We start from the raw sequence: 18,502 nt of genomic DNA, 5'->3' as shown, positions 1-18,502 counted from the left end.
CTCCAGTTGCAAATGTTGAATCTTGGGGTCAGAAAACTCAGTCCAAAGGCGGAACAGGTAACCCGCGTTTGGCGTAGAAGGCATCGACAAAGGCGGCCAATGTACCCTGTTGAATAGCCTCGCGCAAACCAGCCATAAGCACTTGATAATGACGCAAGTTATGGATGGTATTGAGCATGCTTCCCAGCATTTCGCCGCACTTGTCCAGGTGATGCAGATAAGCGCGGGAGAAGTTCTGGCAGGTATAGCAATCGCAGGTCGGATCGAGCGGCGAATCATCATGGCGATGGAACGCGTTACGGATCTTCAGCACGCCGGTATCAATGAACAGATGCCCATTGCGGGCATTACGGGTTGGCATCACGCAATCGAACATGTCCACACCGCGGCGCACACCCTCAACCAGATCTTCCGGTTTGCCAACGCCCATAAGGTAACGAGGTTTGTCAGCCGGCATCTGACCCGGCAGGTAATCCAGCACCTTGATCATCTCGTGCTTCGGCTCGCCCACCGACAGACCGCCAATGGCCAGGCCATCAAAGCCGATCTTGTCGAGGCCTTCCAGCGAACGCATGCGCAGATCCTGGTGCATGCCGCCCTGAACGATACCGAACAGCGCCGCCGTGTTGTCGCCATGGGCTTCTTTCGAACGCTTGGCCCAACGCAACGACAGCTCCATGGAAATCCGCGCGACGTCTTCATCAGCCGGGTACGGCGTGCATTCGTCGAAAATCATCACGATGTCCGAACCCAGGTCACGCTGGACCTGCATCGACTCTTCCGGGCCCATGAACACCTTGGCCCCGTCGACCGGAGAGGCGAAGGTCACGCCCTCCTCCTTGATCTTGCGCATCGCGCCCAGGCTGAACACCTGAAAACCGCCGGAGTCTGTAAGAATCGGGCCTTTCCACTGCATGAAATCGTGCAGGTCGCCGTGCTTCTTGATCACTTCGGTGCCAGGACGCAGCCACAAGTGGAACGTGTTGCCCAGAATGATTTCCGCGCCGGTCGCGGTGATGTCCCGCGGCAGCATGCCCTTCACGGTACCGTAAGTACCGACCGGCATGAACGCCGGGGTCTCGACGGTACCGCGCGGGAAGGTCAAACGACCGCGACGAGCCTTGCCGTCAGTAGCAAGCAACTCAAACGACATACGACTTTGGCGACTCATTCTTTGTCCTCAGGGCCACGTGGTGCGGGATTACGGGTGATAAACATCGCATCACCGTAGCTGAAAAAGCGGTATTCATGCTCAACGGCGGCTTTATAAGCGGCCATGGCTTCGGGATAACCGGCGAACGCCGAAACCAGCATCAACAGCGTGGATTCGGGCAAATGGAAGTTGGTGACCAGGGCATCGACCACATGAAACGGCCGGCCCGGGTAGATAAAGATGTCGGTGTCGCCACTGAACGGCTTGAGCACGCCATCGCGCGCGGCACTCTCCAGCGAACGCACGCTGGTGGTCCCCACCGCCACCACGCGCCCACCGCGAGCGCGGCACGCCGCAACGGCATCGACCACGTCCTGGCCGACTTCCAGCCATTCGCTGTGCATGTGATGGTCTTCGATCTTCTCGACCCGCACCGGCTGGAACGTGCCCGCGCCAACGTGCAAGGTCACGAACGCCGTCTCGACGCCCTTGGCCGCAATCGCGTCCATCAGCGGCTGATCGAAATGCAGCCCCGCCGTCGGCGCCGCTACCGCGCCCAGGCGCTCGGCGTACACCGTCTGATAACGCTCGCGGTCCGAGCCTTCATCCGGGCGGTCTATATAAGGAGGCAACGGCATGTGCCCGACGCGGTCGAGCAGCGGCAACACCTCTTCGGCAAAGCCCAGCTCGAACAACGCATCGTGGCGTGCCAGCATCTCGGCTTCGCCACCGCCATCGATCAGGATCTTCGAACCCGGCTTCGGCGACTTGCTGGAGCGCACATGGGCCAGCACGCGATGACTGTCCAGCACCCGCTCCACCAGAATTTCCAGCTTGCCGCCGGAAGCCTTCTGGCCAAACAGCCGCGCCGGAATCACCCGGGTATTGTTGAACACCATCAAATCGCCCGGGCGCAAATGCTCAAGCAAATCAGTGAACTGACGGTGTGCCAGGGCGCCGCTGACCCCATCAAGGGTCAACAGGCGACTGTTGCGACGCTCGGCCAAAGGGTGGCGAGCAATCAGCGAATCAGGGAGTTCGAAAGTAAAGTCAGCAACGCGCATGATGGGGTTCGTCTAGCAGGGCCCGGAAGTCTAGCCGAAATAGTGAAAATTCTCTATGTACCTGATTGACCGACGGTAATCTCATCTCTATACTTCGCCGCCATTGAGCCCTGATGGCGGAATTGGTAGACGCGGCGGATTCAAAATCCGTTTTCGAAAGGAGTGGGAGTTCGAGTCTCCCTCGGGGCACCAAAATTAAGAAAGGTCTTGCATTGCAAGGCCTTTTTTTTCGCCTGTAGAAAAGCACCTGGCACCCCGCTGACGTCTGGGAACCGGCTTGCTGGCGATGCTTTTGACCTTCTCGCTTGTTTCGGCGGGTACGACAATTCTCAAGGATTCATCCCATGGAACTGCTGCTGGAAACTGTTGCTCTGTTCTGTCTCAAGCTGGCTTATGAGACGGAGGGGTCGAGTCCGATTTTGCGGGATGATCCGATCATGAGTGATTATGAGCGGGAGGTATTTGGGTTGTTGGTGCGCCGGGGTGATATCGAGGGTATTCAGTTTAGAGTGGCGCACTGTGTAGGTTTGGCCTTGGACGCCTTAGGCGGTATGGATAAACCATTGGGGCGCGAGTTGCGGAGGTTGGCGGGGGAGTTTGCCAGTGTTCAGACGGCGGAGCAGCTTGATGTACCGCTCATTGCGCTGAAGGATTATCTAAAAGACATTCAATGAATTGTAGGGACTACCTAAAAATCTGACACTCTCGGAACGTCCGATAGACGCTGACCGCCAGGGCCCGCCCAATAATAATTCTGCCCCCTTCTCCCTGTTCCCCTTTTCCCTGATATCGAGATGATAGCGTAAGCATTACGGCAGCATCCCTGTTCTTCGAGAATCAGATATTGCTCCAAGCCGCGCAGCTAATCTGCTCTCTTGATCGCGACCCAAGGGTGCCCATTCAACGTCATATACATGAAGTTTTCTTTCCTACGCTTTCCGTCTGCACCGTCATAAGAAATTGAGACATTCCCTGACGTTTCCCGCAACGCGATGAATTTTACCGGTATTGAAACTGAGCGATTGAGGTCAATCATTGCGAATTTTCCTTCACTGACTCCACCAATAGGTGGGTCAATGGCTATTTCAACTGCGTGCGCAACGGACCTTGCGACTCCGATCTCAATACTTGTTTCCGCATAGAACCCTACGCCGTGATTGGAGCTGACCGAGGGCCCGCCGCCAAAAACGAAATTCGCCCGAAAGGTGCGCTCCGTTTCCTCCAACTGCAGTTGCAGCGCCTGCTGCTGTGCTTTGATCTGCTGAGTGGCAGCCGCCGCCATAATCGACTGCTGCTCCACAGAGTTTCTGAGCTCTTCGGCCTGCAACTTTAGCGCCTCAGTGCCCTGTCGCAGTTCATCGCCTTGTTGCAGAAAGCCTAGAATAAGCCAGAAAAACGCGACCGGGCCAAAAGCGCCTGCAAGAAAATCGCCCACCTCATTCAAAGGCATGATCATTAGTGTGCAGGCGCGACCCGACACCACCGCAGCCAGCCCAAACAAGTAAACGGCCGTAACGACCCCACCGATCAACCCCAAACGTTTACGCATGTACCCTCTAACCGACGCTTACTTGAATAAGAAAGAATAAAAGAAAGGTGACAGATTTGTTTTCATTTCTGAATAATAAATCTGCCCCAGTTTTCCGATGCTTGATATTAGCGATTTTTCTGCCTATGCCGATGATAAGAGCCACCACGGTTGGGCTGCGTAGAATTTGACAGTGATGAGTAAGGCGGTGGAAAAATCTGCCCCTTTTCTTTCCGCTCTTCAAAAGAGCCGAGACCCGACTATATATAAACGAAAATCAAATATTACCGACAGTTTTCAGTAAGACACTAAAAGAGGGGACTCGAACGCCTAAAGCTATAGAGAATCAAAACTTTCGGAACATTTCGTTGCCGAGCATTTTTTCTCACAAGCGCGAAAAATGTAAGATATTATTAAATAACAGGACTTACTTACTTTCAACTTTAAACTGCATCCACCCAGCCACGCTCCTAAAAGTGAAGCAGCCTGACACTTTTGTAAAAAGCTTAACTCATACAACCTGACGAGCCTTAAGAATTTTAAGTAATTCAGAAACTCTAATAAAACTATTTTGCCCTTCCGCATTTCCTGCCGCACCGCGCGCAGCTATACCGACAACGTGATTTGCCGAGTCCAATACCGGGCCACCACTATTACCAGGATACAAAAGCTTATCGACTTCCGAATGCATGACCCCTGGTTTATCCAGTGGATATTTATTCGATATTTTGGTCCTTATAACCCCAACCGAAGTAGAACCTTCTTTAAAGTTAGGAAACCCAAGAACCACAACGCGATCACCTATATTTGGCTCTTCAGCCTCTTCCAAGTTAAAAGACTCGTAATTTTCGAGTCCATCTTGTATTTTGAGAATAGCTATGTCCACATGATCATTTCGATATATAACCTTTGCCTCATAGCGTTCATCGGGACTGTCGACCCGAAAGACTTCGCACTCATTTACTGTAATCTTCTTCTCAGCAAGTACATGCGCGCAAGTGATTAGGAGTTGGCCTTTCATCATAAATGCGGACCCCTGCGAAACTACGCACCCTCCTGGAACATCGATACACACATCAACAACCCAGCACCTGTCCAATACATACTTACCGATTCTGAAATTTAAATCTTTTTCCAGTTTTTCAGAAACGGGTTTTGGAACCTTATATTGTATTGGCAACATGTTAAATCGATCAGCCAAACGCTTATAAACTTCGGACTCCAAACCAACTACCTGCTTGATAAAAAGCAACCTCCCTTGTATATGAGCCTCCAATGGAGTGGTACTATCCGGCTGTTTTACCTTTCGTACAGCATTGGCCTCCTCTGCACCGAGTTTTTCTAGAGCATGAATTAGTGCAGAAGTCTTACGAATATAACGCCTATCCACGTTAGGCTTACGATTAACTATAAGTCCTGTAACCACCTGTCTTTCGGTATAAGCCTGCAGCCTTACCTTCTTTTCATTTACTCTAAAACCATGCCGAGATATTAATCTTGAGAGCTCCTCTCCAGCCAAACTATTGTAATGATTTGAATTATCAGATGAACCCGTAGTCACCACCAACTCTGAAGGAAGATAGGATATCTGACAATAAAAAGAAAAACTTATGTCATCGGCGTAGCGGGTATACGCAGCATGATTCTTAACGGCAAGCGAATACAAGTCTCGATCCAAACTAGCACAAAGCATATTTGACAGGACAGGAGAACTAGGGGCACCTTGGGGCAAAACCCCACCCACAGTAGTTAAATGAGCGATAACTGTAGCAGTCTCCGGCATGAGGGAGTACGGCTTAGCGATCAAAAGCCCTCTTACGCGTGCAAATGTAATTGAAGTGAAAAAGTCTTTCAGGTCTATATTAAAGACAAACTTCTTCCCACAATGCGCTGCTGCGTTGTGCGTTATTGAGGTACCTTCAACGAATGCTTTGACACTTTTCCGGGGCCTATACATACGCGTCAATCTTTTCGCCAGGCGTAACTGCAAAGTCTTTAGCTTGTCACCCGGCGCAAGTATCGTGCGAACCCCACCACTTTTTTTGGGGATCTTAAATTCACGATAGTGCTGCTGCATACCACTGCGATAATAAAAATACTTCAACTTGGCATAATCAGTTCCAAGCATCGTGGCGAGCTGGTCAGGCGTCGTCGTGGGACCAAGATGATCTGAGGAAAGAAAAAAACCTCCATTCATATTTCACCTTATTCCTTTAAGATAACATCATGAGTGATTCACATCGCGATGTTGCTTATAGCGTTTCTGAGCTGGGTCGCATTTGAACAACCCGATTTAATACTTGAATGGAGGCGTTGTGACACTACACCAGCGTTCATGCAGGCGCAAGCATTGGCGTAGTGGTACTGGATTTTCTCCAGAATTGTATCGAACTAAGGAAAGTAATTTTTTTGCCATTTCGAACGCCAGCGTTTTCAGCGAGGGGAGCTCGTTTTCTGACCGCTCGGAGGTTGCGGTAATGGGGGCTGCGTTACCTCCCACCGTCGCTGCCAATTCAGCGACCGGGTGTGAGAACCCGAAACAATCAAGGCGCAAAGCGCCCCAAAACCAATCGCGGCGTTTTTTTTCGTCTGCGATATGGCTTTATGGCGGCTGTGCGTGGGAGACCTTCGGGTCTACCGGTTGCCTTGATTGCCGGTTTCTCACCCCGCGCACGGCTGTCACCCAAGCCCGTGAGAAGGCTCGTGGCAGCTCCTCAAATCAAGGACGTTGACCATGACCAAGATAAATCCGTACAAAATTTGGCTTTCCCCTCTACGCAATTCCCAATCGCATAACGCCCTCCCCCATTGCCTCTCCATCCTCGGAGGCGCCCAATGACCAACCAACCCGAACTAAAAACCATCGGCCTAACCCCCGCCATCTACTGCGGCGATCAACCACTCTTCCACGTCACCCGCGACGTCCCCCTCGGCGATGCGTTATCTATGGCTTCCGATTTCCTGTTCCTCGCCAAAACACTCACCGAAGATGCTGCCTACGCCAAAGACACCGACCGCCACGCCTGGGCTGCGCATTATTTGACGTCGATGAGTAAGGCGTTGGTGGATGATGCGGTGAAGGTGTTGACGCGGGATCGGGATTCTTTGTCGGGGTCCAAGCGGGCGGGGGCGAAGGCTTAAGGGTTGTAGCCGTCAGTCGATAAGGTAGGAAGTCTGTGGGGGCGGGTTGCTTGCGATGGTGGCAGTCGTTCGGTGGTGATGTTGGCTGGTTTGGTGCTATCGCCAGCAAGCTGGCTCCTACAGGGGGTTGGGGTTGTTTGTAGGGTGATGTTGGCCCTGATTTTTTTGAACCAAGGAGTGGAGTGAATGATGTTGTTCGACTGGCTGGCTATTAACGGTACATTCTTTGGGATGTGGGTTTGGGTGGTGCGCTGTCGTGGCACACTGAATGTGTGGTTGGCGAATCTGGCGGGGGTTGTGAGCGGCCTTATTGTCGCGATAGTGGTGGAGCTATTGACCCAAGCTGCCCGCGGGACTCCGTCGCCGGAAGAGCCATTTATGTTGTATTCGATTATGGCTGGGCTAGGCACGTTGGTTGGGACGTGGATGTGGCTTATTGCGAGGCTTGAGCAGCCCGAGAATCTGTTTCTGCGCCATTTGTTTGCCGGGACGGTGAGTGTTTTTGTTGGCGCGGTTGTACTTGGGCAGGCTTGGTCGTATTTGGTTTCTGGGTGAGTGCTTTTGGGGTTGGTGGTGGCTGGTTTGGCGCTATCGCCAGCAAGCCGGCTCCTACAGGGGTTGTGGGTTAGCCCCGGGGTTTTCGGGGCTTTTGAGGATTCAGATTTAGAGGAGGTGTTGGGAGATCAGTTTTGAGATTTCTACCATTGATGTCCGGCCGGTGAATTCGAATTTCACTTTGCCCAGCGACGAGAAGTAGATCTCCAGTTCCGAATCCAGGTCGAACGTACCGGAGGTTTCTACCGAGTAGGCGACGATGTTTTTGTAGGGCAGTGAGGTGAAGTCTTTTTTGCTGCCGGTGATGCCCTGTACGTTGACGGCGATGATGCGTTTGTTGGTGAAGACGACGCCGTCGCGCATGGATTTGTACGAGTCGATGACGTGCTCGCCTTCCAGCAGCAGTGCACTGACACGTTCTGCGTATTCTTCGTTTTGCTTGAGTTTGAAGAAGCCTTTGTTGTTGAAGTCGATCATCTGCCCATCCTCCGTTCGAAGAAAAATCCCTGCGAATTACTTCAGCGCTTTTACGACTCGAATGTTGACGGGGAATCCATCCTGTCCAGGCAGTTTCTTCCATCCCACGTACTGAAAAATCGCTTCTTCATCAATGTACTCGCCCCACTCCGCGACTTTGCCGCCCAACACTGCGACGTTCCGGTTAATGGCGCAGGTGCCATCGTCAGGACCGACGGTGTAGATCACATAAGGTTTGACGTATTTCGCGGCGCGGAAATGTTCGCCGCAACCAGAATCGACTCTGATCATCAAGGTCTTCAGATTTGCTTCACCATCCAGCTCGGCGTGCTGGTCGAGTTCCCCGATTTCGCCGACGTCGGTGAAGCCCAGAGAGCGAGCGCGCTTGTATGCCGGGGAGGCCAGGTGTTTGATCTGGGCTTGCGCGAGATACTCGTCCACGTCTTTGCTGAGTTCAATTTCGCCCTTGTGCGCGATCTCTTCCGCTATGGGAACGCCGCTCTCACAACGAGCGTATTCGGGGGAGCCAAGGCTTGACGGGGATAGGTAGTAGCGATGGAACTCAAGGGTGCTCAGATGCATCTTGATAGCGGGATTAGCTTCTTTGGGCGTCTGGCGCCCGGCCTGCACCTCGGCCACCACCTGCAGAAATTTCTGGCAATCGGAGAGGTAGCCGTCCCAGGCGTATGTCGGGGTTTCACTCGACAGGCCGGCGAGCGCCGGGGTCATCACGACGGCGAAAGTGATTGCGCAGAACAGGCGCGAGACTCGAGTGACAGTGGCCATGTGTAGTCCGTTACAAAGTTGATGAAAGTGGCGCAACGCTACTGTTTTGCCGCCTTGCCGTCCACTGGCAGCAAAGGGGACAGACTCTATTTACTGCTAGCCCCTGTTTATTGAATTGAATCCCGAGTGCCAGGTGCATCTGACGCCTTCGGCTGCCTCTCGTCTAGACTTAATGGGTGGTCGTAGACAGAACCGAGCACGTCGCTTTGGTGCGGATTAATAAAGGGCCGCGTGGCAATCTGACTTTTATGCCCTTATTGAGGTGCGGCGAAGACCGTGCCGGGCACAACAAGATGCCCATTCAGGGTGCCCTGGCCACCGGCCTGAAATTGCCACGATACCGTGACGTGGTGTGAGTGCCGCAGCCGACACTTTCGGACGACCGACAACCTTCTGGTTTGTCCGTGACCGTGAGGATTGCTGAATGCCTGATGAGAGTTTGCACTTGCCTTTGGTCAACAGCCTGCTGGAGCGCCACAAAGGCTCCCCCGGTGCTCTGTTGCCCATTCTTCATGATATTCAGGAACGCATCGGTTACATCCCCGATGTGGCCGTCCCCGAGATTGCTCATGCCCTCAACCTGAGTCAGGCCGAGGTTCGCGGGGTGATCAGTTTTTACCATGACTTCCGTACCTCGCCGCCGGCCCGCCATATTCTGCGTCTGTGCCGCGCCGAGTCCTGCAAGAGCCGTGGCGCCGAGGAGCTGGCCGCGCAGTTGCGCGACCGCCTGCAACTGGACGATCACGGCAGCAGCGCCGACGGCAACATCAGTTTGCGCCCCGTTTATTGCCTCGGCGCCTGCGCCTGTTCGCCGGCTCTGGAGCTGGATGGCCGGGTGCATGCGCGGCTCAGTGCTGAGCGTCTCGATGCCTTGCTCGACACTTGCCGGGAGGACGCGTGATGCCGATTCTTTATCTGCCCTGTGATTCCCTTGCCCGTGCTGTTGGGGCCGATGAGGTCTCCACAGCGTTGATCACTCAGGCCAAGGAACGCAATCTGCCGCTGGAGTTGCAGCGCACCAGTTCCCGCGGTTTGTATTGGCTGGAACCGCTGCTGGAAGTGGACAGTCCGCAAGGCCGGATCGGCTTCGGTCCGCTGACCGCAGACGAAGTGCCGTCAGTGCTCGATGCCTTGAAAGGCGACCCATCCGCTCACCCACTGGCCTTGGGCCTGGTGGAAGAGCTGCCTTATCTCAAATCTCAACAACGCCTGCTGTTCGCCCGCGCCGGTATTACCCGGCCGCTGTCGCTGGACGATTACCGGGCGCACGGCGGTTTTGAGGGCTTAACAAGGTCCGTCGCAATTGGCGGCGAAGAGACCGCAACAGCGGTGTTCGATTCAGGCCTGCGTGGCCGTGGCGGCGCGGCCTTCCCCGCCGGAATCAAATGGCGCACGGTGCGCGGCACTCAGGCGGCGCAGAAGTACATTGTGTGCAACGCCGACGAAGGCGATTCCGGCACTTTCGCTGACCGCATGTTGATGGAAGGCGACCCTTTCCTGCTGATCGAGGGCATGGCCATTGCCGGCATTACCGTCGGCGCCACCTTCGGCTACATCTATGTTCGTTCGGAATATCCGGATGCCGTGGCCACTCTGCGTGCAGCGTTGAACATTGCTCGTGAAGCGGGTTACCTCGGCGCCAATGTCGGCGGCAGCGGTCTGGCCTTCGACATGGAAGTGCGGGTCGGTGCCGGCGCTTATATCTGCGGTGAAGAAACGGCGCTGCTGGATTCGCTCGAAGGCAAGCGCGGGATCGTCCGCGCCAAGCCGCCAATTCCTGCGTTGCAGGGCCTGTTCGGCCAGCCGACGTTGGTGCACAACGTGCTGACCCTGGCCTCGGTGCCGCTGATTCTGGCCAAGGGTGCGCAGTTCTATCGCGATTACGGCATGGGGCGCTCGTTGGGCACGATGCCTTTCCAACTGGCGGGCAATATTCGCCACGGCGGCCTGGTGGAACGGGCCTTTGGCCTGACCCTGCGGGAACTGGTGGAAGGCTACGGCGGCGGCACCGCCAGTGGCCGACCGCTGAAAGCCGCGCAGGTGGGCGGCCCGCTCGGCACTTGGGTACCTCCGTCGCAATTCGATACACCGCTGGATTACGAGGCGTTCGCCGGCATCGGCGCGATGGTCGGTCACGGCGGTGTGGTCGTGGCTGACGACACCTTGGACATGGCCCAAATGGCCCGTTTCGCCATGCAGTTCTGCGCCGAAGAATCCTGTGGCAAATGCACGCCTTGCCGCATCGGCTCGACCCGGGGCGTTGAGGTTATCGACCGGATGCTGGCCGCGCCGGACCAGAGCGATCGCGATGCGCAAGCGATCATCCTCAAGGACCTGTGCGACACGATGCAATACGGTTCGCTGTGCGCCTTGGGCGGCATGGCCCCCTTCCCGGTCACCAGCGCCCTCAAGTATTTCCCCGCCGACTTCGGTCTGCAGCCTTCGGAGGCCGAGCAATGATTACTCTCTTCGACCCGAAAACCGATATCGACCTTGGCACTCCCGCTCGCGAAAGCCAGGTGCAAGTCACCCTGAACATCGACGGTCGCAGCATCAGCGTGCCCGAAGGCACCTCGGTGATGCGCGCCGCCGCGCTGATGGGCACCACCATTCCAAAACTCTGTGCCACCGACAGCCTGGAAGCCTTCGGTTCTTGTCGCATGTGCCTGGTGGAAATCGACGGGATGCGCGGCTATCCGGCGTCTTGCACCACGCCAGTCACGGAAGGCATGACCGTGCACACGCAGACGCCGAAGCTCGCGACCCTGCGCCGCAACGTCATGGAGTTGTACATCTCCGATCACCCGCTGGACTGCCTGACCTGCTCGGCCAACGGCAACTGCGAGCTGCAAACCGTCGCCGGCCAAGTCGGTCTGCGGGAAGTGCGTTACGGCTATGAAGGCGAGAACCATCTGGAGGACGTGAAAGACACCTCCAACCCTTATTTCGACTACGACCCAAGCAAGTGCATCGTCTGCAACCGCTGCGTGCGCGCCTGTGAAGAAACCCAGGGCACCTTTGCCCTGACCATCACCGGGCGCGGTTTTGAATCCCGGGTTGCAGCGGCTGGTGGCGAGAACTTCCTCGATTCGGAATGCGTATCCTGCGGCGCCTGTGTGCAGGCCTGCCCTACCGCGACGCTGATGGAAAAAAGCGTGGTCGAACTCGGCCAGCCGGAACGCAGCGTGATCACCACCTGCGCTTATTGCGGCGTGGGCTGCTCGTTCCGCGCCGAGATGAAAGGCGACCAACTGGTGCGCATGGTTCCGGACAAGAACGGTCAGGCCAACCACGGCCACTCTTGCGTCAAAGGGCGCTTTGCCTGGGGCTACGCGACCCACCCGGATCGCATCACCAAACCGATGATTCGCAAGAACATCAGCGACCCGTGGCAGGAAGTCAGCTGGGATGAAGCGGTGACCTACGCCGCCAGCGAATTCCGTCGTTTGCAGCAGAAATATGGCCGCGATTCCATTGGTGGCATCACCTCCAGCCGTTGCACCAACGAAGAAACCTATCTGGTGCAAAAACTGGTGCGCGCCGCGTTCGGCAACAACAACGTCGACACTTGTGCGCGGGTTTGCCACTCGCCGACCGGTTATGGCCTGAAACAAACCTTGGGCGAGTCCGCCGGCACCCAGAGTTTCGACTCGGTGATGCAGGCCGACGTGATCCTGGTGATGGGTGCCAACCCGAGCGACGCCCACCCGGTGTTCGCTTCGCAACTCAAACGCCGTCTGCGTGAAGGTGCGCGGTTGATCGTTATCGACCCACGTCGCATCGATCTGGTGGATTCGGTGCACGCCCGCGCCGAATATCACTTGGCCCTGCGCCCCGGCACCAACGTCGCCATGCTCAACGCGTTGGCCCACACGATCATCACCGAAGGCTTGCAAGACCAGCCCTTTATCGACGCTCGTTGCGAGGGCAATGACTTCGCCCGCTGGAGCGAGTTTGTCAGCCGTGCGGAGAATTCGCCGGAAGCCCTTGCCCCTGTCTGCGGGGTCGACGCTGCCGATATTCGTGCCGCCGCTCGCCTGTATGCCACTGGCGGCAACGCCGCAATCTATTACGGTCTGGGCGTCACCGAACACAGTCAGGGCAGCACCGCCGTGATGGGCATCGCCAACCTGGCCATGGCGACCGGCAACATCGGCCGCGAAGGCGTCGGCGTGAACCCGTTGCGTGGGCAAAACAACGTGCAAGGTTCCTGCGACATGGGTTCCTTCCCCCACGAGTTGCCCGGCTACCGGCACATCTCCAACGAAACGGTCCGCACGCAATTCGAACAGGCGTGGAATGTCACCTTGCAACCCGATCCGGGGCTGCGGATTCCGAATATGTTCGAGTCTGCGCTGGCCGGCAGCTTCAAGGGCCTGTATTGCCAGGGAGAAGACATTGCCCAGAGCGATCCGAATACCCAGCACGTCACTGCAGCCTTGTCGGCCATGGAATGCGTGGTGGTGCAGGACATCTTCCTCAACGAAACCGCCAAGTTCGCCCATGTGTTCTTGCCGGGCGCTTCGTTCCTGGAAAAAGACGGCACCTTCACCAACGCCGAGCGCCGTATCTCGCGGGTCCGCAAGGTCATGGACCCTCTGGGCGGCAAGGCCGACTGGGAAGGCACCGTGGCGCTGGCCAACGCCTTGGGTTACCCGATGAACTACAAACACCCATCGGAAATCATGGATGAAATCGCCAGCCTGACGCCGACGTTCACCAATGTCAGCTACGCCGAACTGGACCGCCACGGCAGCCTGCAATGGCCGTGCAACGCCGCCGCACCGGACGGCACGCCGACCATGCACATCGATCAATTCGTGCGTGGCAAAGGGCGGTTCATGCTCACCGGTTATGTGCCTACCGAGGAGAAGGTCAACAACCGCTATCCGCTGCTGCTGACCACCGGACGCATCCTCAGCCAGTACAACGTCGGCGCTCAAACCCGGCGTACCGAGAACGTCGCCTGGCACGACGAGGACCGTCTGGAAATCCACCCGACCGATGCCGAAAGCCGTGGCATCAATGAAGGTGACTGGGTGGGTATCGGCAGCCGCGCCGGGCAAACCGTGCTGCGTGCGCGGGTCACCGAACGGGTCGCGCCGGGCGTGGTGTACACCACGTTCCACTTCCCGGAATCGGGGGCCAACGTGATCACCACCGACAACTCCGACTGGGCCACCAACTGTCCGGAGTACAAAGTCACCGCCGTGGAAGTCAGCCGCGTCTACCACCCTTCGGAATGGCAAAAACGCTTCCAGGAATTCACTGACGAACAGCACCGTTTGCTCAAGGAACGCCGTCAAGGCGCTAAAGCGGAGGTGCGCCGATGAGCACTGCCAACCTGATCAAGATGGTCAACCAGATCGCCCAGTACTTCGCCACCGAACCGGACCGGAAACAGGCCGTGCTCGGTGTGCGTAATCATCTGCAGATGTACTGGACGCCGGGCATGCGCAAGGAGTTGCTGGCCTGGCAGACAGAGCATCAGGGGGCGGATTTGCATCCGTTGGCGCAAGAGGCGGTCAGCGGGGCGGGTTGGGAGGCGTAGATCTAGAAAACGACGAAAAAACCTGTGGGAGCGAGCCTGCTCGCGATGGACGTCAACGATAACGCGCGAGTCCTGGATAAGCGCGGCGTCCATGAGTCCATCGCGAGCAGGCTCGCTCCCACAGGGGTTGTGTGCAATGTTTGCCCGCCTTATTTATCGTCATCGGTCACCCGCACCGCGATCTCAATCGCCCGCACGCTGATCGCCGCAAAGATCGCCGTGAGCAGCACGCCGTTGAACCCGAGCAATATTGCCAATATCCGCGAAACCGGCAACTTCGGCACCAGCTCGCCATAGCCGATGGTCAAGCCGGTCACGAAGCCGAAATAGATGCCGTCGAAAGGATCCCAACCTTCCAGGTAGCTGATGATCAGGCCGCACGTGACGATGACGATCAGCATGGTGGAAAGGATGGGCCAGACAACTCGAAGGTAATAGCCGACAGCTTTGTAGAACTCTCGACGGATGTTCGACGTATTTGCAGGCTTCATGTCGTGGGTTTCCTGAGGGCGGCAGGCGGATTGACACTCATCAGCTTGGCACAAGTATTGGAAATCGATGCCGCGTCCCAGGATGTAAGGGCTACTCGATCTGAATCGGCCCCTTGGTCCCGGCATCGCTGTCGGTCCAGTAATCCTCATTCTGCAACCGCCGATCGCCCTGAATCGTGAAGGTGAGTTTGCCCTGGTGAAACTGCAGCGTGCCATCGGTGCGCTTGGCGTTTACCCGCTTGCCGTTGACCCAGACTTGCTCCTTGGCATCGATACGAATCGTGGCAACGGTCGCGCCGGCATCGCTCTTGGCGACCCACTGTCCGGCGTAGGGCGTCTGGGTATTTGTGCTGTCCGCCGCGGGGTTGGTGAATCCGGCCTTGGCGTTTTCCGCTTTGCTCTTGTGGATATCGCAGCCCTGAGTCTCGCTGACCTGGGTGCAACCGGATTGCTCAAGTTGTTTGCGGTACTTGTCGTTGATGGCATAGGCCGGGAGTTGCACCAACATCATGGCGGCCAGTGCCGGCAAGATGATCCGTTTCATAAGTCCTCTCCTCTGATCAGCGCCTTCCCCAGCGCCCGCGAACTGCATGGATCTTTCACTGTAGTCCGAATCCTGTCCCCGGATGCACCGGCAAAACCACCAACGCCGCCAACCCGCCCTTCGACCGATTGCGCAGCGTCAGCTCGCCGCCGTGCTCCAACACAATCGCCCGTGCCGCCGATAATCCCAACCCTACCCCGCCCGTGCTTTTATTCCGCGAGCCTTCCAGGCGAAAGAACGGCACAAACACTTGTTCAAGACTGGCCTGCGGAATTCCCGGGCCACGGTCCAGCACGTTGATCCGCACTTCCCCCGCATCAGGCATCAGCTCAATCGCGGGCTCGCTACCGTACTTGATCGCGTTATCCAGCAGATTGGTCATCACCCGCTTAAGCCCCAACGGCCGCCCGAAATACACCAGCCGTTGCGGCCCGCTGAAGGCGATCTCGACACCCTGATCCCGGTAATCATCCCGCAAGGTTTGCAGCAGTTCCGCCAGATCAAACTGGGTCGCCGGTTCAAGCCTCGCATCGTCCCGAAAGAACTCCAGCGCCGAATTGATCATCGCCTGCATTTCATCCACGTCACGAAACAACCGCTGCTGTTGCTCGGCATCCTCGATGAATTCGCCGCGCAAACGCATGCGCGTCAACGGTGCGCGCAGGTCGTGGGAGATGGCCGCGAGCATTTGCGTGCGGTCGCGGATGAAGTGTTGCAACTGGGCCTGCATGGCGTTGAAGGCGAGGATCGCCTGGCGGATTTCCTGCGGGCCGAGGGGTTCGATGGGCGGTGCGCGAAAATCGATGCCGAAGCGTCGGGCACCTTCAGCGAAACGTTGCAAGGGTGTGGCGAGACGGCGGGTGGCGATCAGGGCGACCAGCGCAGTGGAGATCAGCACCAGCAGGATGACGATCAGGTAACGCGGCGTTTCGTCGAGGCCCCAACTGCGTGAGGGCGCGGAGAACATCAGCCAGGACGAGTCGGGCAGCTCGATCAGCAGCGCGTAATGCGCGTCCGACGAGGGCTCCGTCCAGTCAGCCGGCTCGTAGGTCTGGATTCGACCTGCGAATTTAAGCAGCGGCTGCAAGAGGGTCGAGCCGATTTCGGAATCCAGATCCTCCACCGGCGGCAGGTTGAGCTCACGTCGATCAAGGTGCCAACTGACGGTAAAGCCTTCATCACTGACAGCTTGTGCCAACTGGCTGCGCAGGGGCACCGGGGCAGCCTTGATGACGCGGGTGATGGCGGCCATTTTTTCCAGCAGCCCGGTTTCAGTCAGCGGCGGCCGCGCCCAGACGCCGGCGAGCTGGATGAACAACCCGTTGAGCGCCAGCGAAATGAGCATGGCGAGGATGATGGTCAGGGCGATCCAGCGCGCCACCGTGTCCCGGCGAATCCGCTTCAGCCAGTTCATCGCCGCGTCACACTTGGAGTGAACAGGTAACCGCCGTTGCGCACGGTGCGAATCATCGCCGGGCGCTTGGTGTCGGATTCGAGTTTGCGTCGCAAGCGGCTGACTTGCACGTCGATGCTGCGGTCGAACGCGTCGTGGCAATGCCCACGTGCCAGGTCCAGCAACTGCTCGCGGGTGAGGATACGTTGCGGGTGTTCGACGAAGACCAGCAACAAATCAAACTCACCGGCCGATAGCGGGATCATCACGTTGTCCGGCGAGCGCAGTTCCCGGCGGGTGACGTCGAGGTGCCAGTCGGCGAAGTCGATCAGCGGCCGTGGACGTTCCTGCGCCAGCGGTCGACGGTCCTCCACGCGGCGCAACACGGCACGCACTCGGGCCAGCAATTCACGGGCATCGAAGGGTTTGGTCAGGTAATCGTCGGCGCCGAGTTCGAGGCCGACCACCCGATCACTGAGTTCACCCATGGCGGTGAGCATGATCACCGGGATCGCGTGGCGGATGCGCAGCTGCTGGCACAGGATCAGCCCGCTGTCGCCGGGCAACATCACGTCGAGAATGATCAGGTCTGGCGCCTGGCGCTCGATGGCCGACCACAACGACGCGCCGTCGGTGGCGACCTCGACGCTGTAGCCGTGCTGGACGAAGAATTTTTTCAGCAGATCGAGGACTTCAAGGTCGTCGTCGACAATTAAAAGGCTGTTCACCGAAGGTCACTTAAGGGTCGGATGGAACCGTCATCTAAAACCATTCACGGCAGCGCGTCATATATTTCAATCCTGCAATAAAACGACAGCGGCGCAATAAACCGGACATCTTTGCGCAAGGCTCGGGGCCCAGCATCGCCGCCAATTCCTCCCGAGACTCGCGTCCATGTTGCCTTTCAAATGTGCTCCCTGGCTGGCCCGCAACACCTCGATTGCCGTGCTGGCCGCAGGGTTGGCGGGCTGCAGCAGCCAGCCGTCGTCCAGCGCCGAAGTGAGCTGTGCCGACATCGCCTATTCGGTGTACGACCCGGCGGAACCGATCAATCGCGGGGTCTTCGCGTTTAACCGGGTGGTGGATGACTACGCCCTGGCGCCGGTCGCTCGCGGCTATCGCCACACGCCGGACTTTTTCCAGACGGGTGTGCATAACTTCGTGGCGAACTTCGGCGAGCCCGAGGTGTTTATCAACGACCTGCTGCAAGGCAACCCGATGCGTTCGGTCAATACGCTGGGGCGGTTCGCGCTGAATACCACGGTGGGCGTGGTGGGGTTGATCGACGTCTCCGGCATGGCCGGCATTCCACGTCATAAAGCCGACTTCGGCCAGACCTTCGGCGTGTGGGGCATCGGCGACGGGCCGATCGTCGAACTGCCGTTGCTCGGCACGTCCAACAGCCGCGATGCGGCCGGGCGTGTGCTGAGTTTCGTGGTCGATCCGTTCGGCGACAACAGCGATACCGTGGACACGCTCTCAACGATCAACACCGTCGGCGACATCGTCGATGGCCGAGCCGAAGTCTTGCCGCTGACCGACAGCCTGCAAAAACTGCCGGACTATTACAGCGCGTTGCGCAACGTGGTCGCCGAGCATCGCGCCGCTTTCGTGGTCGAGGGCAAACAAGGCTCGCCGAAGAACACTCAACCACAATGCACAGGAGCACCGGCCGATGGTTTCTGAAGGCCTGATTCTTCAACACCGCGTGACCCGCGACGACGAGGTGAATCTGCACTGCCGGGAAATTACCCTGCGCCTGTCCGCAGACTGTCGCCAACTGGTGCTCACCCGCTACACCGAACACTACGGCCCGGCG

At 57.4% G+C, this 18,502-nt stretch carries 18 protein-coding genes and 1 tRNA gene; 9 read left to right on the top strand and 10 right to left on the bottom strand.

Translation table 11 applies throughout. From position 1 onward, the window contains the following. Positions 1-37: 37 nt before the first annotated feature. Positions 38-1,153 carry a tRNA guanosine(34) transglycosylase Tgt gene (gene tgt, locus K5R88_RS26320; RefSeq protein WP_162130724.1) on the bottom strand — a complete coding sequence of 372 codons (1,116 nt, stop codon included), beginning with the start codon at positions 1,151-1,153 and terminating at the stop codon, positions 38-40. Positions 1,154-1,167: 14 nt separating this feature from the next. Continuing rightward, positions 1,168-2,217: a tRNA preQ1(34) S-adenosylmethionine ribosyltransferase-isomerase QueA gene (gene queA, locus K5R88_RS26315; protein ID WP_192420785.1), complete on the bottom strand. Its 1,050-nt coding sequence runs from the start codon at positions 2,215-2,217 to the stop codon at positions 1,168-1,170. Positions 2,218-2,324: 107 nt separating this feature from the next. On the opposite strand from queA, the gene K5R88_RS26310 reads away from it, so the two are divergent. Further along, positions 2,325-2,409, top strand: a tRNA-Leu gene (locus tag K5R88_RS26310). 152 nt (positions 2,410-2,561) lie between these two features. Next, a complete protein-coding gene (locus tag K5R88_RS26305; RefSeq protein ID WP_226298659.1) occupies positions 2,562-2,891 on the top strand; it encodes a hypothetical protein in 330 nt (109 codons plus the stop codon). A 188-nt stretch (positions 2,892-3,079) separates the two neighbouring features. Here K5R88_RS26305 and K5R88_RS26300 read toward each other — a convergent pair whose 3' ends face one another. Both K5R88_RS26300 and K5R88_RS26295 read right to left on the bottom strand, forming a co-directional pair. Then, on the bottom strand, positions 3,080-3,766 hold the full coding sequence (locus tag K5R88_RS26300) for a hypothetical protein (protein WP_226298658.1): 687 nt from the start codon (positions 3,764-3,766) through the stop codon (positions 3,080-3,082). Positions 3,767-4,256: 490 nt separating this feature from the next. Then, positions 4,257-5,942, bottom strand: coding sequence for a trypsin-like peptidase domain-containing protein (locus K5R88_RS26295; RefSeq protein ID WP_226298657.1), 1,686 nt, complete (start codon positions 5,940-5,942; stop codon positions 4,257-4,259). Between the two features lie 638 nt (positions 5,943-6,580). On the opposite strand from K5R88_RS26295, the gene K5R88_RS26290 reads away from it, so the two are divergent. Continuing rightward, a complete protein-coding gene (locus K5R88_RS26290) occupies positions 6,581-6,886 on the top strand; it encodes a DUF3077 domain-containing protein (RefSeq protein WP_008036612.1) in 306 nt (101 codons plus the stop codon). 186 nt (positions 6,887-7,072) lie between these two features. Then, positions 7,073-7,441: a hypothetical protein gene (locus K5R88_RS26285; protein WP_223414554.1), complete on the top strand. Its 369-nt coding sequence runs from the start codon at positions 7,073-7,075 to the stop codon at positions 7,439-7,441. Positions 7,442-7,549: 108 nt separating this feature from the next. On the opposite strand, the gene K5R88_RS26280 is transcribed toward K5R88_RS26285, so the two are convergent. Together K5R88_RS26280 and K5R88_RS26275 are read right to left on the bottom strand one after the other, a co-directional pair. Further along, positions 7,550-7,918 carry a PH domain-containing protein gene (locus K5R88_RS26280; RefSeq protein WP_008025469.1) on the bottom strand — a complete coding sequence of 123 codons (369 nt, stop codon included), beginning with the start codon at positions 7,916-7,918 and terminating at the stop codon, positions 7,550-7,552. Between the two features lie 36 nt (positions 7,919-7,954). Then, positions 7,955-8,704: a hypothetical protein gene (locus K5R88_RS26275; RefSeq protein ID WP_008036614.1), complete on the bottom strand. Its 750-nt coding sequence runs from the start codon at positions 8,702-8,704 to the stop codon at positions 7,955-7,957. Between the two features lie 424 nt (positions 8,705-9,128). On the opposite strand from K5R88_RS26275, the gene K5R88_RS26270 reads away from it, so the two are divergent. From K5R88_RS26270 to K5R88_RS26255, 4 genes are read left to right on the top strand one after another with little or no spacing between them, the layout of a single operon-like run. Next, positions 9,129-9,605, top strand: coding sequence for a formate dehydrogenase subunit gamma (locus K5R88_RS26270; protein ID WP_223414556.1), 477 nt, complete (start codon positions 9,129-9,131; stop codon positions 9,603-9,605). Continuing rightward, a complete protein-coding gene (locus tag K5R88_RS26265; RefSeq protein WP_226298656.1) occupies positions 9,605-11,164 on the top strand; it encodes a formate dehydrogenase beta subunit in 1,560 nt (519 codons plus the stop codon). The genes K5R88_RS26270 and K5R88_RS26265 overlap by 1 nt, the downstream gene beginning before the upstream one ends. Beyond that, positions 11,161-14,037 (top strand): formate dehydrogenase subunit alpha, encoded by a 2,877-nt coding sequence (gene fdhF / locus K5R88_RS26260; protein WP_008036617.1) that lies wholly within the window; start codon positions 11,161-11,163, stop codon positions 14,035-14,037. The genes K5R88_RS26265 and fdhF overlap by 4 nt, the downstream gene beginning before the upstream one ends. Then, complete coding sequence (locus K5R88_RS26255) at positions 14,034-14,255, top strand: formate dehydrogenase subunit delta (protein ID WP_008025460.1); 222 nt, start codon at positions 14,034-14,036, stop codon at positions 14,253-14,255. Before fdhF ends, K5R88_RS26255 begins: the two co-directional genes overlap by 4 nt. Positions 14,256-14,404: 149 nt before the next feature. On the opposite strand, the gene K5R88_RS26250 is transcribed toward K5R88_RS26255, so the two are convergent. The 4 genes from K5R88_RS26250 to K5R88_RS26235 all read right to left on the bottom strand — a co-directional run bounded on the left by K5R88_RS26250 (position 14,405) and on the right by K5R88_RS26235 (position 17,411). After that, positions 14,405-14,746: a potassium channel family protein gene (locus K5R88_RS26250; RefSeq protein WP_226298655.1), complete on the bottom strand. Its 342-nt coding sequence runs from the start codon at positions 14,744-14,746 to the stop codon at positions 14,405-14,407. Between the two features lie 91 nt (positions 14,747-14,837). Then, positions 14,838-15,290 (bottom strand): hypothetical protein, encoded by a 453-nt coding sequence (locus tag K5R88_RS26245; protein WP_192227809.1) that lies wholly within the window; start codon positions 15,288-15,290, stop codon positions 14,838-14,840. 55 nt (positions 15,291-15,345) lie between these two features. Then, positions 15,346-16,704, bottom strand: coding sequence for an ATP-binding protein (locus K5R88_RS26240; protein ID WP_226298654.1), 1,359 nt, complete (start codon positions 16,702-16,704; stop codon positions 15,346-15,348). Further along, entirely contained in the window at positions 16,701-17,411 is a 711-nt protein-coding gene (locus tag K5R88_RS26235; protein WP_226298653.1) for a response regulator, read from the bottom strand. Before K5R88_RS26235 ends, K5R88_RS26240 begins: the two co-directional genes overlap by 4 nt. 166 nt (positions 17,412-17,577) lie before the next feature. Here K5R88_RS26235 and K5R88_RS26230 point away from each other — a divergent pair, with 166 nt between their 5' ends. Then, positions 17,578-18,369: an MlaA family lipoprotein gene (locus K5R88_RS26230; RefSeq protein WP_226298652.1), complete on the top strand. Its 792-nt coding sequence runs from the start codon at positions 17,578-17,580 to the stop codon at positions 18,367-18,369. Positions 18,370-18,502 lie beyond the last annotated feature (133 nt).

Source organism: Pseudomonas sp. MM213 (assembly GCF_020423045.1).
In the GTDB taxonomy this organism is placed as follows: Bacteria; Pseudomonadota; Gammaproteobacteria; order Pseudomonadales; family Pseudomonadaceae; genus Aquipseudomonas; species Aquipseudomonas migulae.
The sequence above is the reverse complement of the archived record's forward strand: the minus strand, read 5'-3'. Positions and strand labels throughout refer to the sequence as shown.